The sequence below is a fragment of the Acrocarpospora macrocephala genome (genome assembly GCF_009687865.1).
GTDB lineage: Bacteria > Actinomycetota > Actinomycetes > Streptosporangiales > Streptosporangiaceae > Acrocarpospora > Acrocarpospora macrocephala.
Map to the genome: position 1 here is coordinate 63,794 of NZ_BLAE01000011.1, position 19,364 is coordinate 83,157.

At 70.0% G+C, this 19,364-nt stretch carries 13 protein-coding genes; 12 read left to right on the top strand and 1 reads right to left on the bottom strand.

The window, feature by feature from the left end:
* The first annotated feature begins 22 nt into the window (after nucleotides 1–22).
* The 6 genes from Amac_RS10610 (at nucleotide 23) to Amac_RS10635 (ending at nucleotide 7,609) form a co-directional block, all read left to right on the top strand.
* Nucleotides 23–1,450 carry a sulfatase family protein gene (locus Amac_RS10610; protein WP_246268236.1) on the top strand — a complete coding sequence of 476 codons (1,428 nt, stop codon included), beginning with the start codon at nucleotides 23–25 and terminating at the stop codon, nucleotides 1,448–1,450.
* 288 nt (nucleotides 1,451–1,738) lie between these two features.
* Complete coding sequence (locus tag Amac_RS10615; protein WP_155354162.1) at nucleotides 1,739–3,082, top strand: ABC transporter substrate-binding protein; 1,344 nt, start codon at nucleotides 1,739–1,741, stop codon at nucleotides 3,080–3,082.
* A gap of 121 nt (nucleotides 3,083–3,203) precedes the next feature.
* Nucleotides 3,204–4,178 carry a carbohydrate ABC transporter permease gene (locus tag Amac_RS10620; RefSeq protein ID WP_155354163.1) on the top strand — a complete coding sequence of 325 codons (975 nt, stop codon included), beginning with the start codon at nucleotides 3,204–3,206 and terminating at the stop codon, nucleotides 4,176–4,178.
* Complete coding sequence (locus Amac_RS10625) at nucleotides 4,175–5,059, top strand: carbohydrate ABC transporter permease (RefSeq protein WP_155354164.1); 885 nt, start codon at nucleotides 4,175–4,177, stop codon at nucleotides 5,057–5,059. Before Amac_RS10620 ends, Amac_RS10625 begins: the two co-directional genes overlap by 4 nt.
* Before the next feature lie 67 nt (nucleotides 5,060–5,126).
* Complete coding sequence (locus Amac_RS10630; RefSeq protein ID WP_155354165.1) at nucleotides 5,127–6,563, top strand: GH1 family beta-glucosidase; 1,437 nt, start codon at nucleotides 5,127–5,129, stop codon at nucleotides 6,561–6,563.
* 26 nt (nucleotides 6,564–6,589) lie between these two features.
* Nucleotides 6,590–7,609 (top strand): LacI family DNA-binding transcriptional regulator, encoded by a 1,020-nt coding sequence (locus Amac_RS10635; RefSeq protein ID WP_155346452.1) that lies wholly within the window; start codon nucleotides 6,590–6,592, stop codon nucleotides 7,607–7,609.
* Between the two features lie 38 nt (nucleotides 7,610–7,647).
* Here Amac_RS10635 and Amac_RS10640 read toward each other — a convergent pair whose 3' ends face one another.
* Nucleotides 7,648–8,883, bottom strand: a complete 1,236-nt coding sequence (locus Amac_RS10640) for a glycosyltransferase (protein WP_155354166.1) — start codon at nucleotides 8,881–8,883, stop codon at nucleotides 7,648–7,650.
* Nucleotides 8,884–9,464: 581 nt separating this feature from the next.
* Here Amac_RS10640 and Amac_RS10645 point away from each other — a divergent pair.
* From Amac_RS10645 to Amac_RS10670, 6 genes are read left to right on the top strand one after another with little or no spacing between them, the layout of a single operon-like run.
* Nucleotides 9,465–14,777, top strand: a complete 5,313-nt coding sequence (locus tag Amac_RS10645) for a non-ribosomal peptide synthetase/MFS transporter (RefSeq protein WP_170322428.1) — start codon at nucleotides 9,465–9,467, stop codon at nucleotides 14,775–14,777.
* Nucleotides 14,774–15,097 (top strand): phosphopantetheine-binding protein, encoded by a 324-nt coding sequence (locus tag Amac_RS10650; protein ID WP_155354168.1) that lies wholly within the window; start codon nucleotides 14,774–14,776, stop codon nucleotides 15,095–15,097. The genes Amac_RS10645 and Amac_RS10650 overlap by 4 nt, the downstream gene beginning before the upstream one ends.
* A complete protein-coding gene (locus Amac_RS10655) occupies nucleotides 15,094–16,320 on the top strand; it encodes a glycosyltransferase family 4 protein (RefSeq protein WP_155354169.1) in 1,227 nt (408 codons plus the stop codon). The genes Amac_RS10650 and Amac_RS10655 overlap by 4 nt, the downstream gene beginning before the upstream one ends.
* A complete protein-coding gene (locus tag Amac_RS10660; protein ID WP_155354170.1) occupies nucleotides 16,317–17,243 on the top strand; it encodes a thiamine pyrophosphate-dependent dehydrogenase E1 component subunit alpha in 927 nt (308 codons plus the stop codon). The genes Amac_RS10655 and Amac_RS10660 overlap by 4 nt, the downstream gene beginning before the upstream one ends.
* The gene (locus tag Amac_RS10665; protein ID WP_155354171.1) at nucleotides 17,240–18,223 is read left to right on the top strand and encodes an alpha-ketoacid dehydrogenase subunit beta; all 984 of its coding nucleotides are present in this window, start codon (nucleotides 17,240–17,242) and stop codon (nucleotides 18,221–18,223) included. The genes Amac_RS10660 and Amac_RS10665 overlap by 4 nt, the downstream gene beginning before the upstream one ends.
* The gene (locus Amac_RS10670; RefSeq protein ID WP_155354172.1) at nucleotides 18,220–19,323 is read left to right on the top strand and encodes a 2-oxo acid dehydrogenase subunit E2; all 1,104 of its coding nucleotides are present in this window, start codon (nucleotides 18,220–18,222) and stop codon (nucleotides 19,321–19,323) included. The genes Amac_RS10665 and Amac_RS10670 overlap by 4 nt, the downstream gene beginning before the upstream one ends.
* Nucleotides 19,324–19,364 lie beyond the last annotated feature (41 nt).

Consider the following 19,364-nt stretch of genomic DNA (forward strand, 5'->3'; position numbering starts at 1 on the left):
CAGCACGGCAATGATCTGGTCCATGGGTAAATGGTGGGTCTGGGTGGCTGTGGTCGCGATGCTGGGTTCGGCGTTTCCCGCGCTCGCGGAGAGGTCGCTGCTGCCGGAGACGGCGGGCAAGCCGAACATCATCTTCATCTTGACCGATGATCTCGATACCAACGACCTATGGAAGTTTCCGAATATTTCATCATTGCTCATGCGGCAGGGCACGACCTTCTCACGATTCTTCGTCGCCAACCCGTGGTGCTGCCCGTCCCGCTCGTCGATCCTCCGATCGCAGTACGTGCACAGCCATGGTGTGACCTCCAACCGCAACCCGACCGGCGGTTTCCCGAAATTTCATGCCATGGAGGGCTCAACGCTCGGGACCTGGATGCAGGAAGCCGGATACCGCACCGCGTTGATGGGCAAGTACCTCAACCAGTACCCAGACGGGGTCTCGAACACCTACATCCCTCCGGGCTGGGACGAGTGGGCGGTCCCGGTCACGCACCTCTACCAGGAGTACGGCTACCTGCTCAACGACAACGGCAGGCTCGCCGGTCACGGCTACGCGCCCGAGGACTACCTGACCGACGTGCTGGCCCGCAAGGCCGTCGGCTTCGCCGCCCAGGACGACCCGTTCTTCCTCTACCTGTCCCCCGTCGCCCCGCACCGCCCCGCCAACTACGCCCCCCGCCACGAGAAGGCGTTCCCCGGCGCGCGCGCCCCGCGCACGCCCGCCTTCGACCAGCACGACGTCTCCGCCGAACCCGCCTGGCTGCGCAAGCGCAAACCCCTGTCGGAGAACGCGATCGACTCCATCGACAGCCAGTACCGCGACCGCCTGCGCGCCATGCTCGGCGTGGACGACCTGGTCGGCGACCTGGTGGCGGAGCTCACCCGGACCGGCAAGCTCGATAACACCTACCTGTTCCTCACCTCAGACAACGGCTTCCATCTCGGCCAGCACCGGCTCAGGCCCGGCAAGACGACGCCCTTCGAGGAGGACATCCGGGTGCCGATGATCGTGCGCGGCCCCGGCGTCGCGGCCGGTCGCAGCACCGACGTGCTCGGCTCCAGCGTCGACTTCGGCCCCACCTTCGCCGAGCTCGCCGGCGCCCGCCTGCCCGGCTTCTGCGAGGGCCGCTCGCTGGTGCCCATCCTGCACAACCGGCCGGTGAGCTGGCGCGACGCCGTGCTGGTGGAGTTCGTGCGGCCGGACTACGCCACCGGGTCGCCGCCGACGTACCGGATGCTGCGCACGGCGCGGCACAGCTACGTCGAGTACGAGACCGGCGAGAGCCAGCTCTACGACCTCGCCGCCGACCCGAACCAGCTCCACAACCTCGTCGCCGGCGCGGATCCCGCCCTGATCGCCCACCTGTCCAGCCGCCTGGCCGCCCTGCAGTGGTGCCAGGGCGCCGGCTGCCGCGTGGCCGACGCCGCCCTGCCGGAGGCCTCCTAACCGGGGGGCGGCGGAGCTGCGCATGTCACGGGGAGTAGCAGCCTGGAACGCGCACGGGAGCGCTCCCAAATGCCTACATGCGGCTTATGTCATGAAATGCCGGAATCTAGCTGTGCAACCTGTCTAGGAGTAACAGTTAGGTTTCGGCATATTGACGCTGACATTGCGTATAGTGGACTCTTCGTGGGAGCGCTCCCAACGCAGACTCAACGCAGGGCCATGTTGTCGGGGACTGGTCCGGGAGCTGCCCCCAAACGAGATTCGGGAACCACCTGAGAGGGGTCCGGAATGATGAACAACACGCGCCGCGGCAGGCTGCTCGCGGCCGTCGCGGTTGGCGCTCTTGCCTTGTCGGCCGCCGCCTGCGGTTCGGACGAGCCGGCGCCCGCCGCCGGAGCCAGCGGCGCCGCGTCGGCCCCGGCGGAGAAGGTCGAGATCACCCTCCAGACCTTCGGCGGCGGTGAGAACTTCGCGTACGACGACGCGGTCGCGGCCTGGAACGCCAGCCACCCCAACATCCAGGTCAAGTACGTCAACCTGACCGACCGCTTCGAGGACACCTACCTGCCGCAGGTGCTGCAGTGGCTGGAGGCCGGCAGCGGCGCCGGCGACGTCATCGCCATGGACGAGGGCGCGATGGGCCTCATGTCGGCCCGCCCGCAGTACTTCGCCGACCTGTCCCAGTACGGCCTGGACAGCCGCAAGGCCGACTTCCCCGAGTACAAGTGGAACACCGGCGTCAACAAGGACGGCAAGCTCTACGCGCTCGGCACCGACATCGGCGGCATGGCCATGTGCTACCGGACCGACCTGTTCAAGCAGGCCGGCCTGCCCACCAGCCGCGACGAGGTCTCCGCCCTCTGGCCGGACTGGAACGCGTACCTGGAGACCGGCAAGAAGTTCAAGGCCGCGCTGCCCAAGGTCGGTTTCGTGGACGGCGCCAACACCGTCTACAACTCCGTCCTCGCGCAGGAGGCCGGCAAGAACGGCGGCCAGGTCTACTTCGACCAGAACCAGACGCTCATCGTCGACAAGAACCCGGGCGTCAAGGCGGCGTTCGACTACGTGCAGACGCTCAGCACGGCCGGTCTGACGGCCAAGCTGCGCTCCTGGACGGAGGAGTGGAACACCGCCATGCAGAAGGGCGGCTTCGCCACCATGGGCTGCCCGAGCTGGATGCTCGGCGTCATCTCCGGCACCTCCGGCGACGCCAACAAGGGCAACTGGGACGTCGCGGCCGTTCCCGGCGCCAGCGGCAACTGGGGCGGCTCCTGGCTGATGGTCCCGTCGCAGAGCAAGCACCCGAAGGAGGCCGCCGAGGTCCTCAACTACCTGACCGGCAAGGACGGCCAGGTCGCCGCCTTCAAGGAGGGCGGCAACTTCCCGAGCAGCCTCCCCGCGCAGCAGGACCCGGCCGTCGCGGACGCCAAGAACGCCTACTTCAACGACGCGCCGAGCGGGCCGATCTTCGCCGCCTCGGTCGCGCAGCTGTCGCCGGTGTTCTTCGGTGAGAAGCACGCCCAGGTGAAGGCCGCCGTGGAGGAGGTCCTCGTGGGCGCCGACCAGGGTTCGGTCAAGTGGGCCGACGCCTGGACCCGGTTCGTGGAGGAGGGCGTCAAGGCCGCGGGCTGATCCCCCGGCCGCGAACGTCACCGGCCCCCCGCCACCCGCGGGCGGGCCGGTCGTCTCGACTCAAGAGCGGCCAGAGCGGACCCCCGCCCTCTGGCCGCTCCTTCCACGAAAGGTTTCCGTGATGAGCCTCGACGTCGACGCGGGCCATAGGACCCGCATGCTGCCGTCGAACCAACGGCGGCACGCCCGGCCGCCAGGACCCCGGCGGCTGTTGTCCTGGCTGGACCTGCGGGCAGCGCCCTATTTCTTCGTCTCCCCGTACTTCGTGCTCTTCGCGATCTTCGGCATCTTCCCGCTGATCTTCACGCTCTGGGTCTCCCTGCACGACTGGCAGCTCGCCGGCGACAAGACCTTCATCGGCATGGAGAACTACACCGAGCTCCTCGCTGACGACAAGTTCTGGAACTCCGTCGTCAACACCGTGGGCATCTTCATGATCGCCACGGTGCCGCAGCTGCTGCTCGCGCTGCTGCTGGCCAACGCGCTGAACAAGAAGCTGCGCGGCCGGCTGGTGCTGCGGCTGAGCGTGCTCGCGCCGCTGATCACCTCGGTGGTCGCGGTGGCGGTCGTCTTCACCCAGCTGTACGGGCGCGACTACGGCCTGGTCAACTGGCTGCTCAGCCTGTTCGGGGTGGACGCCATCCACTGGCAGAACGAGAAATGGACGTCCTGGGTCGCGATCGCCACGATGGTGGACTGGCGCTGGACCGGCTACAACGCGATCATCTACCTGGCCGCCATGCAGACCATCCCCAAGGACCTGTACGAGGCGGCCGCGATCGACGGCGCCAGCCCCCGGCGCCAGTTCTGGGGGATCACCGTCCCCCTGCTCAAGCCCACGATCATCTTCACCGTGATCGTCTCCACCATCGGCGGCTTCACCCTGTTCGCCGAGCCGGTGATGTTCGGCGCCGGGCTCATGACCGGCGGCACCACGGGCCAGTTCCAGACGGTGGCCATGTTCATCGTCAAGGAGGGTTTCCGTGACTTCCAGTACGGCTACGCCGCGGCGGCGGCCTGGATCCTGTTCCTGCTGATCCTGATCTCCGCTTTGATCAACTTCGCGCTCGTCCGCGGCCTCGGGAGATCACGATGACCACGCTGACGCAGACCCGGCCGAGGGCCTCCCGCGCGGGCAGCGCCCGGCTCGACCCGTTCCGGGCCACCCCGTTCACCAAGGCCATGCTGGCCCTGGCGATCTTCCTGTCGATCTTCCCGATCTACTGGATGATCATCATCGCCACCCGCAGCAACGAGGACGCGCACAGCGTGCCGCCGCCGTTCCTGCCGGGCGGCAACCTGGGCGAGAACATCCAGGCGGTCTTCGACGCCGAGAACGCCCACTTCATGACCGGCATCATCAACTCGATCATCATCGCGTCCACGGTCACGGTGGGCATCGTGGTGATCTCGACGCTGGCCGGTTTCGCGTTCGCCTCGCTCAACTTCCGCGGCCGCAACCTGCTGCTGCTGTCGGTCGTGCTGACCATGATGGTCCCCCTGCAGCAGATGGGCATCGTCCCGCTGTACCAGATGATGGTCACGCTGGGCTGGACGAACACCCTCAAGGCGGTCATCCTCCCGTTCCTGGTGAACGGGTTCGGCGTCTTCCTGATGACCCAGTACACCCGGCAGGCGGTGCCGCGGGAGCTGGTCGAGGCGGCCCGGGTGGACGGCGCCAACACGATCAGGATCTGGTGGAACGTCGCGGTCCCCGCGGTCCGGCCCGGCATGGCGGTGCTCGCCATCCAGACCTTCATGCTGATCTGGAACGAGTTCCTCTGGCCGCTGATCATCCTGACCCCGGACAACCCGACCGTGCAGGTCGCGCTCCGGGCGCTGAATGACCGATACTCCACGAACTACGTGCTCATCTTCGCGGGCACCACGATCTCGATCATCCCGCTGCTGCTCGTCTTCGTCCTCTTCGGCCGCCAGATCATCGGCGGGCTCATGGAAGGCGCGGTCAAGGAGTGAGCCGGCGATCGGAAACCATTCATCCATCAAGCGCCTCGGTCACACGGCCGGCGAACGAGGAGGACGCGTGACCACCCAGAAGACAGACACCCAGCTCGATACTCCGGGTCTGGTGTTTCCCACCGGATTCGTCTGGGGTGCTGCCACCTCGGCGTACCAGATCGAGGGCGCTGTCAGCACCGACGGCCGTGGCCGGTCGATCTGGGACACCTTCGTCAGCCAGCCCGGCCACGTGGTCAACGGCGAGCACGCCGACGTCGCGATCGACCACTACAACCGCTACCGGGACGACGTGCGCCTGATGGCCGACCTCGGGCTGTCGGCGTACCGGTTCTCGGTGTCCTGGCCCCGGATCCAGCCGCTCGGCAGCGGCGCGATCAACGCCAAGGGCCTGGACTTCTACAAGAGCCTGGTGGACGAGCTGCTCAGCTACGGGATCGACCCGTGGATAACGCTCTACCACTGGGACCTGCCGCAGGCGCTGGAAGACGCGGGCGGGTGGCCGTCACGCGACACGTCGAAGCGCTTCGCGGACTACGCGGCGGCGGTGCACGGGGCGCTCGGCGACCGGGTGAAGAACTGGAGCACCGTCAACGAACCGTGGTGCGCGGCGTTCCTGGGGTACGCCTCGGGGGAGCACGCACCGGGACGGCGTGAGCCCGCTCTGGCGTTCCACGCCGCGCACCACCTCAACCTGGCCCACGGCCTGGCCGTGGAGGCGATGCGCGCCCAGCACGCCGACTCCAGGATCGGCGGCAGCGTCAACCTGTACGCGGTCACCCCGGCCACCGAGAGCGAGGCCGACCAGGACGCGGCCCGCCGCATCGACGGCCTGCAGAACCGCTTCTTCCTGGACGCGATCATGTACGGCCGCTACCCGGACGACGTGCTGGCGGACCTGAGCCACCTGACCGGCCCAGAGTTCATCAAGGACGGCGACCTGGCGCTGATCGCGGCGCCGCTGGACATGCTGCTGATCAACTACTACAGCCGGTTCACGGTGTCCGGCGCGCCCGGCGGAGCCCAGTCGGCCGCCGCCGCGCCCACCGACTCCGGATCACCCTGGGTCGGCAGCGAGCACGTCGGTTTCGTCAACGGGGGCCGCCCGGTGACGTCCATGGGATGGGAGGTGGACGGGACCGGTCTGTACGAGGTGCTCACCCGGCTGGCCCGCGAGTACCCCGCCATTCCTCTGTACATTTCAGAGAACGGCGCCGCCTACGACGACGTCCTGACCGAGGACGGCGCCGTCCACGACGTGGAGCGGCGCGCCTTCATCGAGACCCACCTGCGCGTTTGTCACCAGGCCATCGAGGGTGGCGTGCCCCTGCAGGGCTACTTCGCCTGGTCCCTCATGGACAACTTCGAATGGGCCTGGGGCTACGGCAAGCGGTTCGGGCTGGTCTATGTGGACTATTCAGCACAGACGAGGATCCTGAAAGATAGCGCTCTCTGGTACGCCGAGACCATCCGGCACGGAGGCCTTCGGGGTCCGGCAGAATAGGCCCAAGTGATGAGGGGGCAGATTTGATGAACGGGGACCGCCGCTTGGCCGCCAGACCGACTCTCGAAGCGGTCGCGGCCAGGGCCGGGGTCGGGCGTGGCACGGTGTCACGGGTCATCAACGGGTCGCCGAAGGTGAGCGACAAGGCCCGCGACGCCGTCCTGCTCGCCATCGACGAACTCGGATATGTGCCGAACCGGGCGGCCAGGACCCTGGTCACCAATCGGACCGACACCATCGCGCTGGTGGTGTCGGAGTCCGAGCAGCGCGTGTTCGACGAGCCGTACTTCGCGGGGCTCATCCGCGGCATCGGCTCGGCGCTGGCCGAGACCGGGCTGCAGCTGATCCTGAGCATGGCGCAGAACAGGAACGAGCACGACCGGCTGGAGAACTACCTGACCGGGCAGCACGTGGACGGCGTTCTGCTGACCTCGGTGCACGGCGCCGACCCGCTGCCGGGGCGGCTGGAGAACCTGGGCGTGCCGACCGTGCTGGGCGGTCGCCCGGTGGGGCTCAATCCGTACAGCTACGTGGACATGGACAACCGGGCCGGAGCCCGGCAGGCGGTGAAGTACCTGCTGGGCAACGGCCGGTCCCGGGTGGCCACGATCGCGGGCCCGCAGGACATGGGCGTGGGCGTGGACCGGCTGGCCGGCTACCGGGACGCGCTGCTCGCCACCGGCACGCCGGAACGGGTGTCGTACGGCGACTTCTCCGAGGAGAGCGGCTCCACGGCGATGCGCGAGCTGCTGGACCGGCACGGCGACCTCGACGCGGTGTTCGCGGCCTCCGACCCGATGGCCGTGGGAGCGCTCCGAGTGCTCCGGGAACGCGGCAAGTCGGTCCCCGGCGACGTCGCGCTGATCGGTTTCGAGGACTCCAAGGTGGCCCTGCACACCGATCCCCCTCTCACCAGCGTTCATCAGCCGACCGAATCCATGGGCCGACAGATGGTCCAGCTCCTGGTGGCCCGGATCAACGGCGAACCGCTCGAACAACCCGTGGTCATCCTAGACACCCACTTGGTGATCCGGGCCAGTACCTGAAAAACGGGCGGCGTCCCCCGGCGGGGCGCCGCCCGTTCTCATCGATGGTCCTTCTTCGCCGCGCTGAGGTGTTTCCTGAGCGCGAGGCGCTGGTGCGGGGTGAGTCTGGGCCGGGCGGGCGGAACCGGATCGGCCAGCTTCTCGATCAGCCGGGCCGCCCCGGCGATCCCGGCCGACGGATCGAGGTCCCCGGGCAGCCGTCCGGCCAGGCCGCGGTCGGCCAGCACGCCGCCGAGCGCGGCGGCGGTCTCGCCCCAGCGGGCGGGCGGCAGCCAGGCGGCGAGCCCGAGCCGGGCCAGCCGGGACGCGTTGTCCGGCCGGTCGGCGCCGTCGGCCAGCACCACCTGCGGGGTCCCGGCGGCCAGCGCCCGGGTGAGCGTGCCGATGCCGCCGTGGTGCACGACCGCGGCGACCCGGGGCATCACCTGGCGGAACGGCAGCCGGGGAAACCAGGTGAGCTCTGGCGGGAGCGGCCGGGGCACCAGGTCCTCGTGCGGCACCACCAGCAGCGCCGGGCGGCCCGCGCAGCCCTCCACGGCGGCCTCGTAAAAACGGGTGTTGAGCATGCGCCCGGTCCCGCCGGTGATCAGCACCGGCCGATCGGCCAGCGCCTCCTCGGCCCCGTCCGGCAGCCGCTCCTCCCCCTCGTCCGGTACGGCGAAGCCGGTCAGCGCGAACCGCTCGGGCGCGCGCGTCCCGGCCCGGTCGAACCAGCCCGGCCACAACCCGATGTCGAGATCGGCCCCGGCGAACCATTTCGGCCAGTCGGTGATCTCGGGCAGGCCGAGCTCGGCGCGTACCTGGGCGAAGCCGGGGGCGAGTTCGGTGCCGTACATGTGGGCGGCGAGGCGGGCGGACATGACCTGGATAGGGGAGACGGCCACCCAGGCGACGGGCGCGCCGAGCAGTTCGGCCGCGAAGCGGACCGAGACCGCCGAGGTGTGGCGGCCCACCAGGACGGTGTCGCCCGGCCGATGGGCGGCCATCATGAGGCGGCATTCCCGGAGCAGCTGGTCGAAGAGCCCGTTGCGCAGGTAGAAGCCGAGCCAGCTTGACTCGCCCCGGGTGTCCATGAGATGGGCGGTGTCGGCCTGGTGGCGGGCGAACTCCGCCGGCGTGTCGATCGCCGCGAAGTCAAGATCGCAGCGATCCCGGTAAGGTGCGTGGCTGAGCAGGGTGATCTCGTGCCCGGCGGCGCGGAGTTCGGCGCCGAGCCGGACGAAGGGCAGCACGTCGCCGTCGGTGCCGTGGGTCACCAGCAGGATCCGCGTCACACGCACCACTCCGGCACGGGGAAACCGCCTGACAGCGTCTTGGACATGAAACTTTCATTTCCCTTGCATCGATGGCGCGCGGTGAGTGATACTCCCATTCGGAGAGCGCTCTCTTGCACTCTTCCCCAACCCCGGAATGAGTACAAAGAAGCAGTACGGACGTATCCTTGTCAACGGTGATCCCGAAATCTGGAACGCTCGCCCATCCGGTTCCTCAACGTCGAGGCCGTGACTTTTTTTAAGTATCACACTATCCTGGTCGAACGCACGTGACCTGCACGAAGCCCGCCGGAGGTGGACGCGCTCCCACGCACTCCATTGTTCACCGGATGTGACACGGATCCGCTTTACGCGCGACCGTGTGACATAATTACCGCCATCAGTCTTGCGCTGGTGGAGGGGTTCATTTAATCTCTTTGGGAGGCGCTGTGGGAGCGCTCCCATTGCTGAATAAGCTTGGCATTTGACGACGGCACCGAAAATAAGGCGGGCGACCGAAAATGGCGCGTCGGCCGCTTTCTGCGTGCGTGTGTTCGTCAGAGCTCGCCCATGTTCGAAGCTCGAAGAGGAGAGGCCACTCAGTGGCAGTGACATCCACCTCAGCGCCGCGCTCGTCGATCGGAGGTCTGTCTCCCCAGCGCCAGGCCGCGCTCGCCCGGCTCCTCCCGCCTCGCGCGAAGGCTCCGATTCCGCGCGTACCCCGGGATGGCGAGCTGCTGCCCTGCTCGTACGAGCAGCGCCAGATGTGGCTGGGCCACCAGCTCGACGGGACGGCGCCCAACGCGACCCTCGGGCTCCGCCTGGACGGAACGCTCGACCTGGCCGCGCTCTCCACCGCCCTGGACGGCGTGCTGGCCCGGCACGAGAGCCTGCGGACCACCTACGAGGGGGACGAACCCCGCCAGCGGATCCACCCGCCGTTCCCGATGCCGCTGGACTACTTCGACGCTCCGGGCATCGCCGCCGAGGTCACCGCCGACGCCGTCACCCACCGCTTCGACATGCGCGACGGCCCGGTCGTCCGGGCCACCCTGATCCGCCTGGCCGAGGACTCACACGCGTTGCTGGTGGTGTGCCACCACATCGCCGCCGACGGCTGGTCGATGGGGCTGATCGCCGACGAGCTCGCCATCCGCTACGCCGCCGCCCTCGACGGCCGGGAACCAGACCTGCCGCCGCTGCCGATCCAGTACGCCGACTACGCGGCCTGGTCCCGCGCCGAGCTCACCCCGGACGCCCGGGTGGAGTACTGGCGGCGCATGCTGGACGGCGCGACCGGGGTGCGCCTGCCGATGCGCCGCGAGCGCCCGGCCCCCGGCGGCCGCAAGACCAACACCCACTGGACGCTTCTCGCGCCGGACGTGCTGCCCAGGCTCCAGGCGGCCGGCGGCCCGGGAACGACCCCGTTCACCGCGCTGCTCGCGGTCTTCGCCATGCTGCTGGCCCGCTACACCGGCGAGCACGACCTGACCCTGGCCTCCACCAACGGCGGGCGCCGCCGGGTCGAACTCGAACCGATCGTGGGCTGTTTCGTCAGCGCCCTCCCGGTTCGCGGCGACTTATCCGGCGACCCGGCGTTCCCCGAGGTGGCCGCCCGGCTGCGCTCCTCGGTGGGCGGCGCGCTCACCAGCCAGCTGCCGCTGGCGCTGCTGGCCGAGCGCGCCTCGATCGACCTGGCCCTCCCGGTGAGCTTCTCGCTGCGCGGCTTCCGCGACCAGCGCGGCGGCGACTGGCCGGGCCTGACCGTGTCGGTCTGGGGTCACGAGGTCGACGACCTGGCGTACGAGCTGTCGCTGCTCGTGCACCTGGACGGGGACCGGGTGGGGCTCGACTTCACCTACCGCAGGGACGTGCTGGACGACGACACGATCGACCGCATGTCCCGGCACTTCCACTGGCTGGCCGGGCAGATCGCCGCCGATCCCGCGCTGCCGCTGTCGGCGCTGGAGCTGGTGACGCCCGAGGAGCGGGAGCTCATCCGCGGGCCGTGGAACGACTCGGCGGCGCCCTATCCCGAGACGCCGCTGCCGGAGCTGCTCCAGGAGCGGCGGGACGGCGCCGCGATCGTCTTCGACGGGGTCGCCACGACCTACGAGCAGTTGCACGCGCGGGCGAACCGGATCGCCAACCGGCTGCGGGAGCTGGGCGTGGGCACGGAGTCGACGGTCGGCGTGCTGCTGGATCGGTCTCCCGACCTCATCTCGACGCTGCTCGGGGTGTGGCAGGCGGGCGCGGCCTACGTGCCGATGGATCCGGCGTTCCCGGCGCGGCGGATCGCGGACATGCTCGAAACCGCCGAAACCCGATTAGTGGTGACGGAGGCCGCCTACGCCGACCTGTTCACCGGCGTCGCGGTGCTCGACATCGCGGATCCGTCGATCGAGGCGCAGCCCGCGACCCCGCCGGACGTGCCCTACGACCTCGACCGGCTGGCCTATGTGATCTTCACCTCGGGTTCGACCGGACGTCCGAAAGGCGTGCAGGTCACCCACCGAGGGCTGCTCAACCACGTCTGGTGGGCCGTGCGGGAGCTCGCCTCGAAGGGCTCCGGCGGCGCGCCGCTGATGGGATCTGTCGCGTTCGACCTGGTGGTGCCCAACCTGTGGGCCCCGCTGGTGGCCGGTCAGACCGTGACGATCCTCCCGCAAGACGTGGACCTGTCTGAGCTCGGCGAGATTCTGGCACGCTCCGGACCCTTCAGCTTTATTAAGCTCACGCCCGGTCACCTCGAAATCCTCGGCCACCAGCTCGACGACGCGCGCGCCGCGCGACTGGCCGGAGTGATCGTCGTGGCGGGCGAGGCGCTACCCGGTTCGCTGGCCGACCGCTGGCTGGAGATCCTCGGCCCCGGCCGCCTGATCAACGAGTACGGCCCCACCGAGGCGTCGGTCGGCACCTGTATCTACCCGATCGTCCGCCGCCAGCACCACGAGGTCGTGCCCATCGGCCGCCCGCTGCCCAACATGCGAATGTATGTCCGGGACCCGGCCGGCAAGCTCGTCCCCGCCGGAGTCCCCGGCGAGCTCTACGTCGGCGGAACCGGCGTGACCCGGGGCTACGTGAACCGCCCCGACCTCACCGCCGAACGATTCGTCACCTTCGAGGGCGAGCGCGTCTACCGCACCGGCGACCGCGTGCACTGGCTGCCCGACGGGAACGTCGCCTTCCTCGGCCGTTTCGACGACCAGGTCAAGATCCGCGGCTACCGGATCGAGCTGGACGAGGTCCGCGCGGCTCTGCTGGACCATCCGGGCGTACGGGACGCGGTGGCCATCGTGCGGGATGACCGCCTGGTCGCCTACTACGTCGCGGCAGGGCCGGCCGAGGATCTGGCCGGGCACTGCGCGCTGCGGCTGCCCGACTACATGGTCCCGGTCGCGTTCACCGAGCTGGACACGATCCCGCTCAACGCCAACGGCAAGGTGGACAGGAAAGCCCTGCCCGAGCCCGCGGCGATCGTTAGCACGGCCGGGCCGCGCACGGAGACCGAGCGGGTGATCGCGGACGTCTGGCGGGAGGTGCTCGGCCGGGACGTCGGCGTCGAGGACGACTTCATGGCGCTGGGCGGCCACTCGCTGCTGATGATCCGGATGATCGCCCGCCTCCGCCAGGTCCTCCCGGAACGCCCGGTCAGCGTCGTGGACGCGCTCGCCAACCGTACGATCGCCGCCCTGGCCGCCCTCATGGACGGGCCCCTCGACGAGGGCCGGGGGCTGCTGGTCCGCCTCACTCCCCCGGGCCCGGCCACGGCGACGCTGGTCTGCGTGCCGTACGGCGGCGGCAGCGCGGTCGTCTACCAGTCCCTCGCCGAGGCGCTGCCGGAGGGCGTGGCCCTGCACGCGGTCGCCCTGCCCGGCCACGAGCTGGGCGTCGAGGAGAACGCGCTGCCCTTCCACGAGGCCGCCGAGCGGATCGCCGCCGAGATCCTGGCCACCGTCCGCGGCCCGCTCGTCCTGTACGGCCACTGCGTCGGCAGCGCCCTCACCACCGAGATCGCCCGCCGGGTGGAGCGGGCCGGGCGCACGATCGACGCCGTCTACATCGGCGGCAGCTTCCCCTTCGCCGCCCCCCGCAAGGGCCTCAACGGCCTGCTGGCCCGCTACTTCCGCCGCGAGCGCACGCTCAGCGGCAACGGCGACGCCGCCTGGCTGCGCGCCATCGGCGCCGACCTGGACGGCCTGGACACCGCCCAGGTGGAGGCGATCGTCGCGACCATGCGCGGCGACGCCCGCGCGGGCGAGGAGTACTTCACCGACCTGTTCGAGACCGGCGCGCCGCTGCTGTCCGCGCCGGTCATCTCGATCGTCGGCAGCCGCGACCCGATCACCGACTACTACCCGGAGCGGTACCGGGACTGGCACGTCACCGCCAGAACCACGGCCCTGGTCGTCATCGACGAGGCCGGGCACTACTTCCTCCGCTACCGCGCCGACGAACTCGCCAGGATCGTCACCACGGTGCACCGGTCGCTGGACGGCCCGCACGAGGGCGGAACATGGCGAAAAGAGGCGGTCTCCCGGGAGGCGCCACCCGCCGACGCCCGGCTCGGCCGGTTCCTGCGCGTCGCGGGCGGCCAGATGGTGTCGATGATCGGCACCGCGATGACCGAGTTCGCCGTGCCGATCTGGGCCTACCTGCAGACCGGCTCGCTGCTCCAGTTCAGCCTGTTCGCCATCATCGGCCTGGTGCCGGGGCTCGTGCTGTCCCCCGTGATCGGCGCGCTGGTGGATCGGAACGACCGCCGTCTCGCCATGCTGGCCGGGGACGGCGCCTGCCTGGCCCTGCAGGCCGTGATGCTGGCCCTGCTGCTCACCGGCAACCTGTCCATGCCCGCCCTGTACGGCATCCTGACGCTGCTGTCCATCTCGCTGACCGTGCAACGACTGGCCTGGTCGTCGGCGGTGCCGCAGCTGGCGCCCAAGCACTACCTCGGCCACGCCGGCGGCGTGCTCCAGCTCGGCAACGCGATCGGCCGCCTGATGGTGCCGCTGTTCGCGGTCGGCGTGCTGGCCGCGATCGGCCTGGCCGGCATCCTGATCGCCAACGTGGCCTGCTACGTGGTCGCCGTCACGGTCACCCTGCTCACGCCGTTCCCGAAGCGGCTGGCCTGGACGCGGCGGGAGAGCGTCGGCGCGGAGATCCGTAACGGCTTCCGCTACCTGTGGCGGCGGCGCGGCCTGCGGGCGATGGCGCTGACCATGTTCGCCGTGAACTTCTTCCTGTTCACCGCGTTCGTGATGATCTCGCCGCTGGTGCTGTCGATCGGGGATCTGGCCGACACCGGCAGGATCGCGGTGATCGCCGGTCTGGGCGCGGTCGCGGGCGGTTTCGCCATCTCCCTCTGGGGCGGCCCGAAACGCCGGCGGATGTTCGGAATGCTCGCCTCGGTGGGGGTCGTGGCGGCGTTCGCCTTCGCGATGGGCCTGCGCCCGTCGCTGGCGCTGATCGCGGTGTGCGCGGCCGGGATGGCGCTGATGATGTCGATCGGCGACGGCATCTGGATCACGATCATCCACGCCAAGGTCCCGCAGCGCTACCACGCCCGGGTGATCTCGATCAACCAGATGCTGGCCATGTCCACCCAGCCGATCGGCCTAGCCGTGCAGGCGTGGGCGGCCGGGCTGGTCTTCGAACCGCTGCTGCGGGAAGGCGGCGCGCTCGCGCCGACCGTGGGCGCGCTGATCGGGGTGGGCGAGGGGCGCGGCATCGGCCTGCTCTACCTGATCTGCGGCCTGGCGATGGCGGTCACCATCGTCATCGCGCTGCGCCATCCCGCGCTCGCCCACTTCGACCGGGACACTCCCGACGCCGAGCCGGACGACCTGGCCGGCCTCGCGGAGCTGACAGCCAAACGGACAGCCGCTGATTCTCCCGCTGAAAGGATTTTGGCATGACCCCCACCGAGTCCGCCGTGACGGAGATCTGGACCGAGCTGCTCGGGCAGGCCCCGCCGACCCCGCATGACGACTTCTTCGAGCTCGGCGGCCAGTCGCTGACCATGGTCCAGTTCCTGGCCAGGGTCGAGGAGCAGTACGGCGTGGAGCTCCCCATCGACGTCCTGTTCACCTCCGGCTTCACGGTCGCCGAGGTGGCCAAGGCGATCGACCAGGGCCGGTTGGACGCGGTCGGCGAGGAGGAGCTGGCCGAGTTGCTCAAGCAGCTTGAGGGCATGTCCGACGACGAGATCAGCGAGCTGCTCTCGGAAGACGCATGAGGGTGCTGCTGGCCCAGAACATGTTCCACCTGCCGAGTCACGGCGGGGCGAACAAGTCCAACCGGGTCCTGCTGGAGCAGCTCGCGGCGCGCGGCCACGAGTGCCACGTGGTGGCGCCGATGTCCGGCGCGCTTCGGGCCACCTCCGTGGACGAGCACGTGGCCTACCTACGGGATCTCGGCGCCACGATCAAGTCGGTCACCGAGGACGGGGTGGAGTACGCGTACAAGGGGGTGAACGCGTGCGCGGTCGCGCGTCCGCCGCAGCTGGCCCGCCGGGTCGGGGAGGTGGCGGCCGAGGTCAAGCCGGACTGGACGCTGGTGCCGTCCGACGATCCCGGCCTGCTGATGCTGGGGGCGGCGCTGAAGGCGACGCCGGAGCGGGTGGTGTATCTCGCGCACACGCTGCAGCAGCTGCCGTTCGGCCCCGGCTCGTTTTATCCGAGCGGGGCGGGGACCCGGATGGTGAAGCGGGCGGCGAGCGTGCTGGCCGTGAGCAAGGCGGCGCAGTCGTACATGGAGCGGTGGGGAGAGCTGCGGTCGACGCTGATCTACCCGCACATCTACGGGGATCCGCAGGAGCGGACCGAGGGCACGCACGTCACGATGATCAACCCGTGCGGCTACAAAGGGCTGCCCATCCTCCTCGGGCTGGCCGACGCGCGGCCCGACGTGCCGTTCCTGGCCGTGCCCACCTGGGGGACGACCACGCAGGAGCTGGCCGAGCTGGAGCGGCGGCCGAACATCACGGTGATCGAGCCGTCCGACGAGATCGACGACATCCTGGCCCGCACCCGGGTGCTGCTGATGCCGTCGTTGTGGGACGAGACGTTCGGCTACACCTGCGTGGAGGCGATGGCGCGCGGCATCCCGGTGCTGGCCGCCGACGTCGGCGGCCTGGCCGAGGCCAAGCTGGGCGTGCCCTATCTGCTGCCGGTGCGGCGGATCGAGAAGTACGAGTCGGCGGGCCACGCGCGGCCGGTTCCCGTGGTGCCCGAGCAGGACCTGGGGCCGTGGGCGGACGCGCTGTCGGCCGTGCTGGCCCATCCCGACCTCTACCACGAGCTGTCGCGACGGTCTCGCGCGTCGGCCCGTGACTTCATCGCGTCCCTCGATGAGGACGCGCTGGAGACCCATCTCACCGCACTGCGCCCGAACCGGCGGCAAGCCGCGCTGGCGGCGCTCGCGGCCCGTACGAAGGAAGGCAGGATAGCGACCACATGATCGGCGCGATTCAGGAGCGGGTGCGGGCGCTGACGCCCGTGGCCGACGCGGATCTGGGGCGCATGCTCAGGATCAGGCATTTCGAGCGGGCGCTGCTGCGCCTGTTCGAACGTGGCCAGCTCAACGGCACGACGCACACCTGCCTGGGCCAGGAGCACGTCCCCGTCGCGGTCAGCGGTCTGCTCGACCCGGACGACTACGTGTTCAGCAACCATCGCGGCCACGGTCACTTCCTGGCCAGGCACGACGAGCCGCACGCGCTGCTGGCCGAGATCATGGGCCGGGCCGGGGCGGTCTGCAACGGCGTCGGCGGCAGCCAGCACGTCTACCACGAGCGGTTCCTGTCCACCGGCGTGCAGGGCGAGAGCCTGCCGGTGGCGGTCGGGGTGGCGCTGCGGCTGAAGCGGGTCACGCCGGGACGGCTCGCCTGCGCGTACATTGGGGACGGGACGTGGGGTGAGGGGTCGGTCTACGAGGCGCTGAACATGGCGCAGCTGTGGCGGGCGCCCCTGCTGGTCGTGGTGGAGCACAACCGGATCGCCCAGTCCACGCCCACGACCGCGCAGCTGTCCGGCTCGATCGCGGGCCGCGCGGCCGGGTTCGGCGTGCTGCACCACCGGATCGAGTCGGTGGACGTGAACGTGATCCGGGCCGAGCTGGCCCCGCTGGCGGCCGTGGTCAGATCCGAGTTCCGGCCCGTGGTCGCCGAGATCGCGGTGCATCGGGCCGGGCCGCACAGCAAGGGCGACGACACGCGCACCCCGGAGGAGCTGCGCGAGGCGGCCGAGGGCGACTGGCACCCGCGCTACGCCGAGGCGTTCCCCGAGCAGTTCGCCCGCCTGGACGAGGAGCAGCGCGCCTTCATCGCCCGGATGGTCGACGACGTGCTGATCCGCCCGGCGTCGGAATGGGAGCGGCCATGAGGGTCGCCGAGCACCTGAACGAGGCGCTGCACGCGCTGCTGGACGCCGACCCCGCCGTGCACGTGCTCGGCGAGGACATCGTCGACCCCTACGGCGGCGCCTTCAAGATCACTAAGGGCCTGTCCACCAAGCACGGCTCCCGGGTCATCTCCACCCCGCTCAGCGAGGGCGGCATCGTCGGCGTCGGCGCCGGTCTCGCCCTGGCGGGCGACCGCGCCATCGTCGAGATCATGTTCGGCGACTTCGCCGCCCTCGCCTTCGACCAGCTGCTCAACTTCGCCAGCAAGTCCACCACCATGTACGGCAGGCGCGTCCCGATCCCCCTCATCGTCCGCTGCCCCACCGGCGGCCGGCGCGGCTACGGCCCCACCCACAGCCAGAGCCTGCAGAAACACTTCATCGGCATCCCCGGCCTGGACCTGTACGAGCTGAGCCCCTTCCACGACGCGCACGCCCTGCTGGCCACCATGTTCGCCCGCCAGAACCCCTGCGTGCTCTTCGAGGACAAGGTCCTCTACACCCGGCGGATCTGCCGGGACGGCGTCGTCGACGACCTGTTCAGGTTCGAGCTGGTCGGCGGCTGGGCCCGCGTCTACGCCGACGGCGACCTGCCCCCGGACTGCGTGCTCATCGCTCCCGGCGGGCTGACCGACCGCGCCCTGGAAGCCATGCGCGACCTGCTCATCGACCACGAGATCACCTGCGTGCTGCTGGTCCCGGAACGCCTCTACCCGCTCGACCCGGCCCCCGTCATGCAGGTGCTGCGCGGCGCGGGAACGATCGTCGTGGCCGAGGACGGCTCCGCGGGCGGCACCTGGGGGGCCGAGGTGTCCCGGCTGCTCCATCCCGAGCTGTGGGCCTCCCTGTCCGGGCCCATCCGGCTGGTCAGCGCGGCCGACTCGATCATCCCCACGGCCGCGCACCTGGAACGCGAGGTCCTCGTCCAGGCGGACACCATCAGGAGAGCGGTGCTGGCGTGATCGAGATCAGGGTGCCCAAGCTCAACAACAACGACACCAGCTACATCCTGGTGGAGTGGCTGGCCGCCGACGGCGAGGCGGTGGCGATCGGCGATCCGCTGGTCGTGGTGGAGACCTCCAAGACCGCCGAGGAGCTGCTCGCCGAGGACGCGGGCATCCTGCGCCGGGTGGTGGCCGAGGGCTCCGACTGCGAACCCGGGCAGCTCATCGCCCGGTTGCAGGCGCCCGGCGAGGCCGTACCCCAGCAGGTGAGCGTGGCGGCCGGGCAGCAGGACGCCGGGGAGATCGTCATCACCGCTCCCGCGCGGGCGCTCATCGAGGAGCTCGGGGTGCCCGCGGAGCGGTTGCGCACGCTCGGCAAGAAGGTGATCCGCCGCGAGGACGTGGAGGCCCTCACCCGCGCCCCCGAACCGGACGCCCGCGCCGGACTCGTCGCGCTGAGCAAGGCGCAGCGGCTGACCGGTGACGTGGTCAGCCGCTCGCACCAGACGATCCCGGCCGCCTTCACCGCCGTCAAGATCGACGTCACCGGCACGGCCAAGCTCACCCGCGACCTGTCCAAGCACGCGCGTACCCTGATCGGCCTGTCCGAGCTGGTGGTGAAGGCCGTCGCCGACCAGCGGGCCGAGTTCCCGCTGCTGTTCGCCACCCTGGTCGAGCCCGGCTACGTCCGGCTCGCCGAGGGCGCGCACGTCGGGGTCACCATCGACGTCGGCAAGGGCCTGTTCATCCCGGTCGTCCGCGACGCGGACGCGCGGCCGCTGGACTCGGTCGCCCGCGAGCTCATGGACTACCGGATGACCGCGCTGCGCGGCAGCTTCCGGGAGCGGGACCTGGAGGGCGCCAACATCGCCGTCACCCTGCACAACGACGGCGCGATCACGCTCGCCATCCCGATCGTCTACCCGGGCCACGTGTGCGCGCTGTCGCTGGCGGCGACGCAGCAGGAGGTGGCGCCGGCCGATGATGGTTTCACGGTCCGGCAGACCGTGCAGCTCGGGCTCGCCTTCGACCATCGGGTGGTCAACGGGCGGGACGCCGCGCTGTTCCTGGGCGCGGTGAAGCAGATGCTGGAGACGCCGCGGCGATGGCTGGAATAACTCGTCGTACCGTATTCCTGCTGATACCGGTCAGTGCCTGC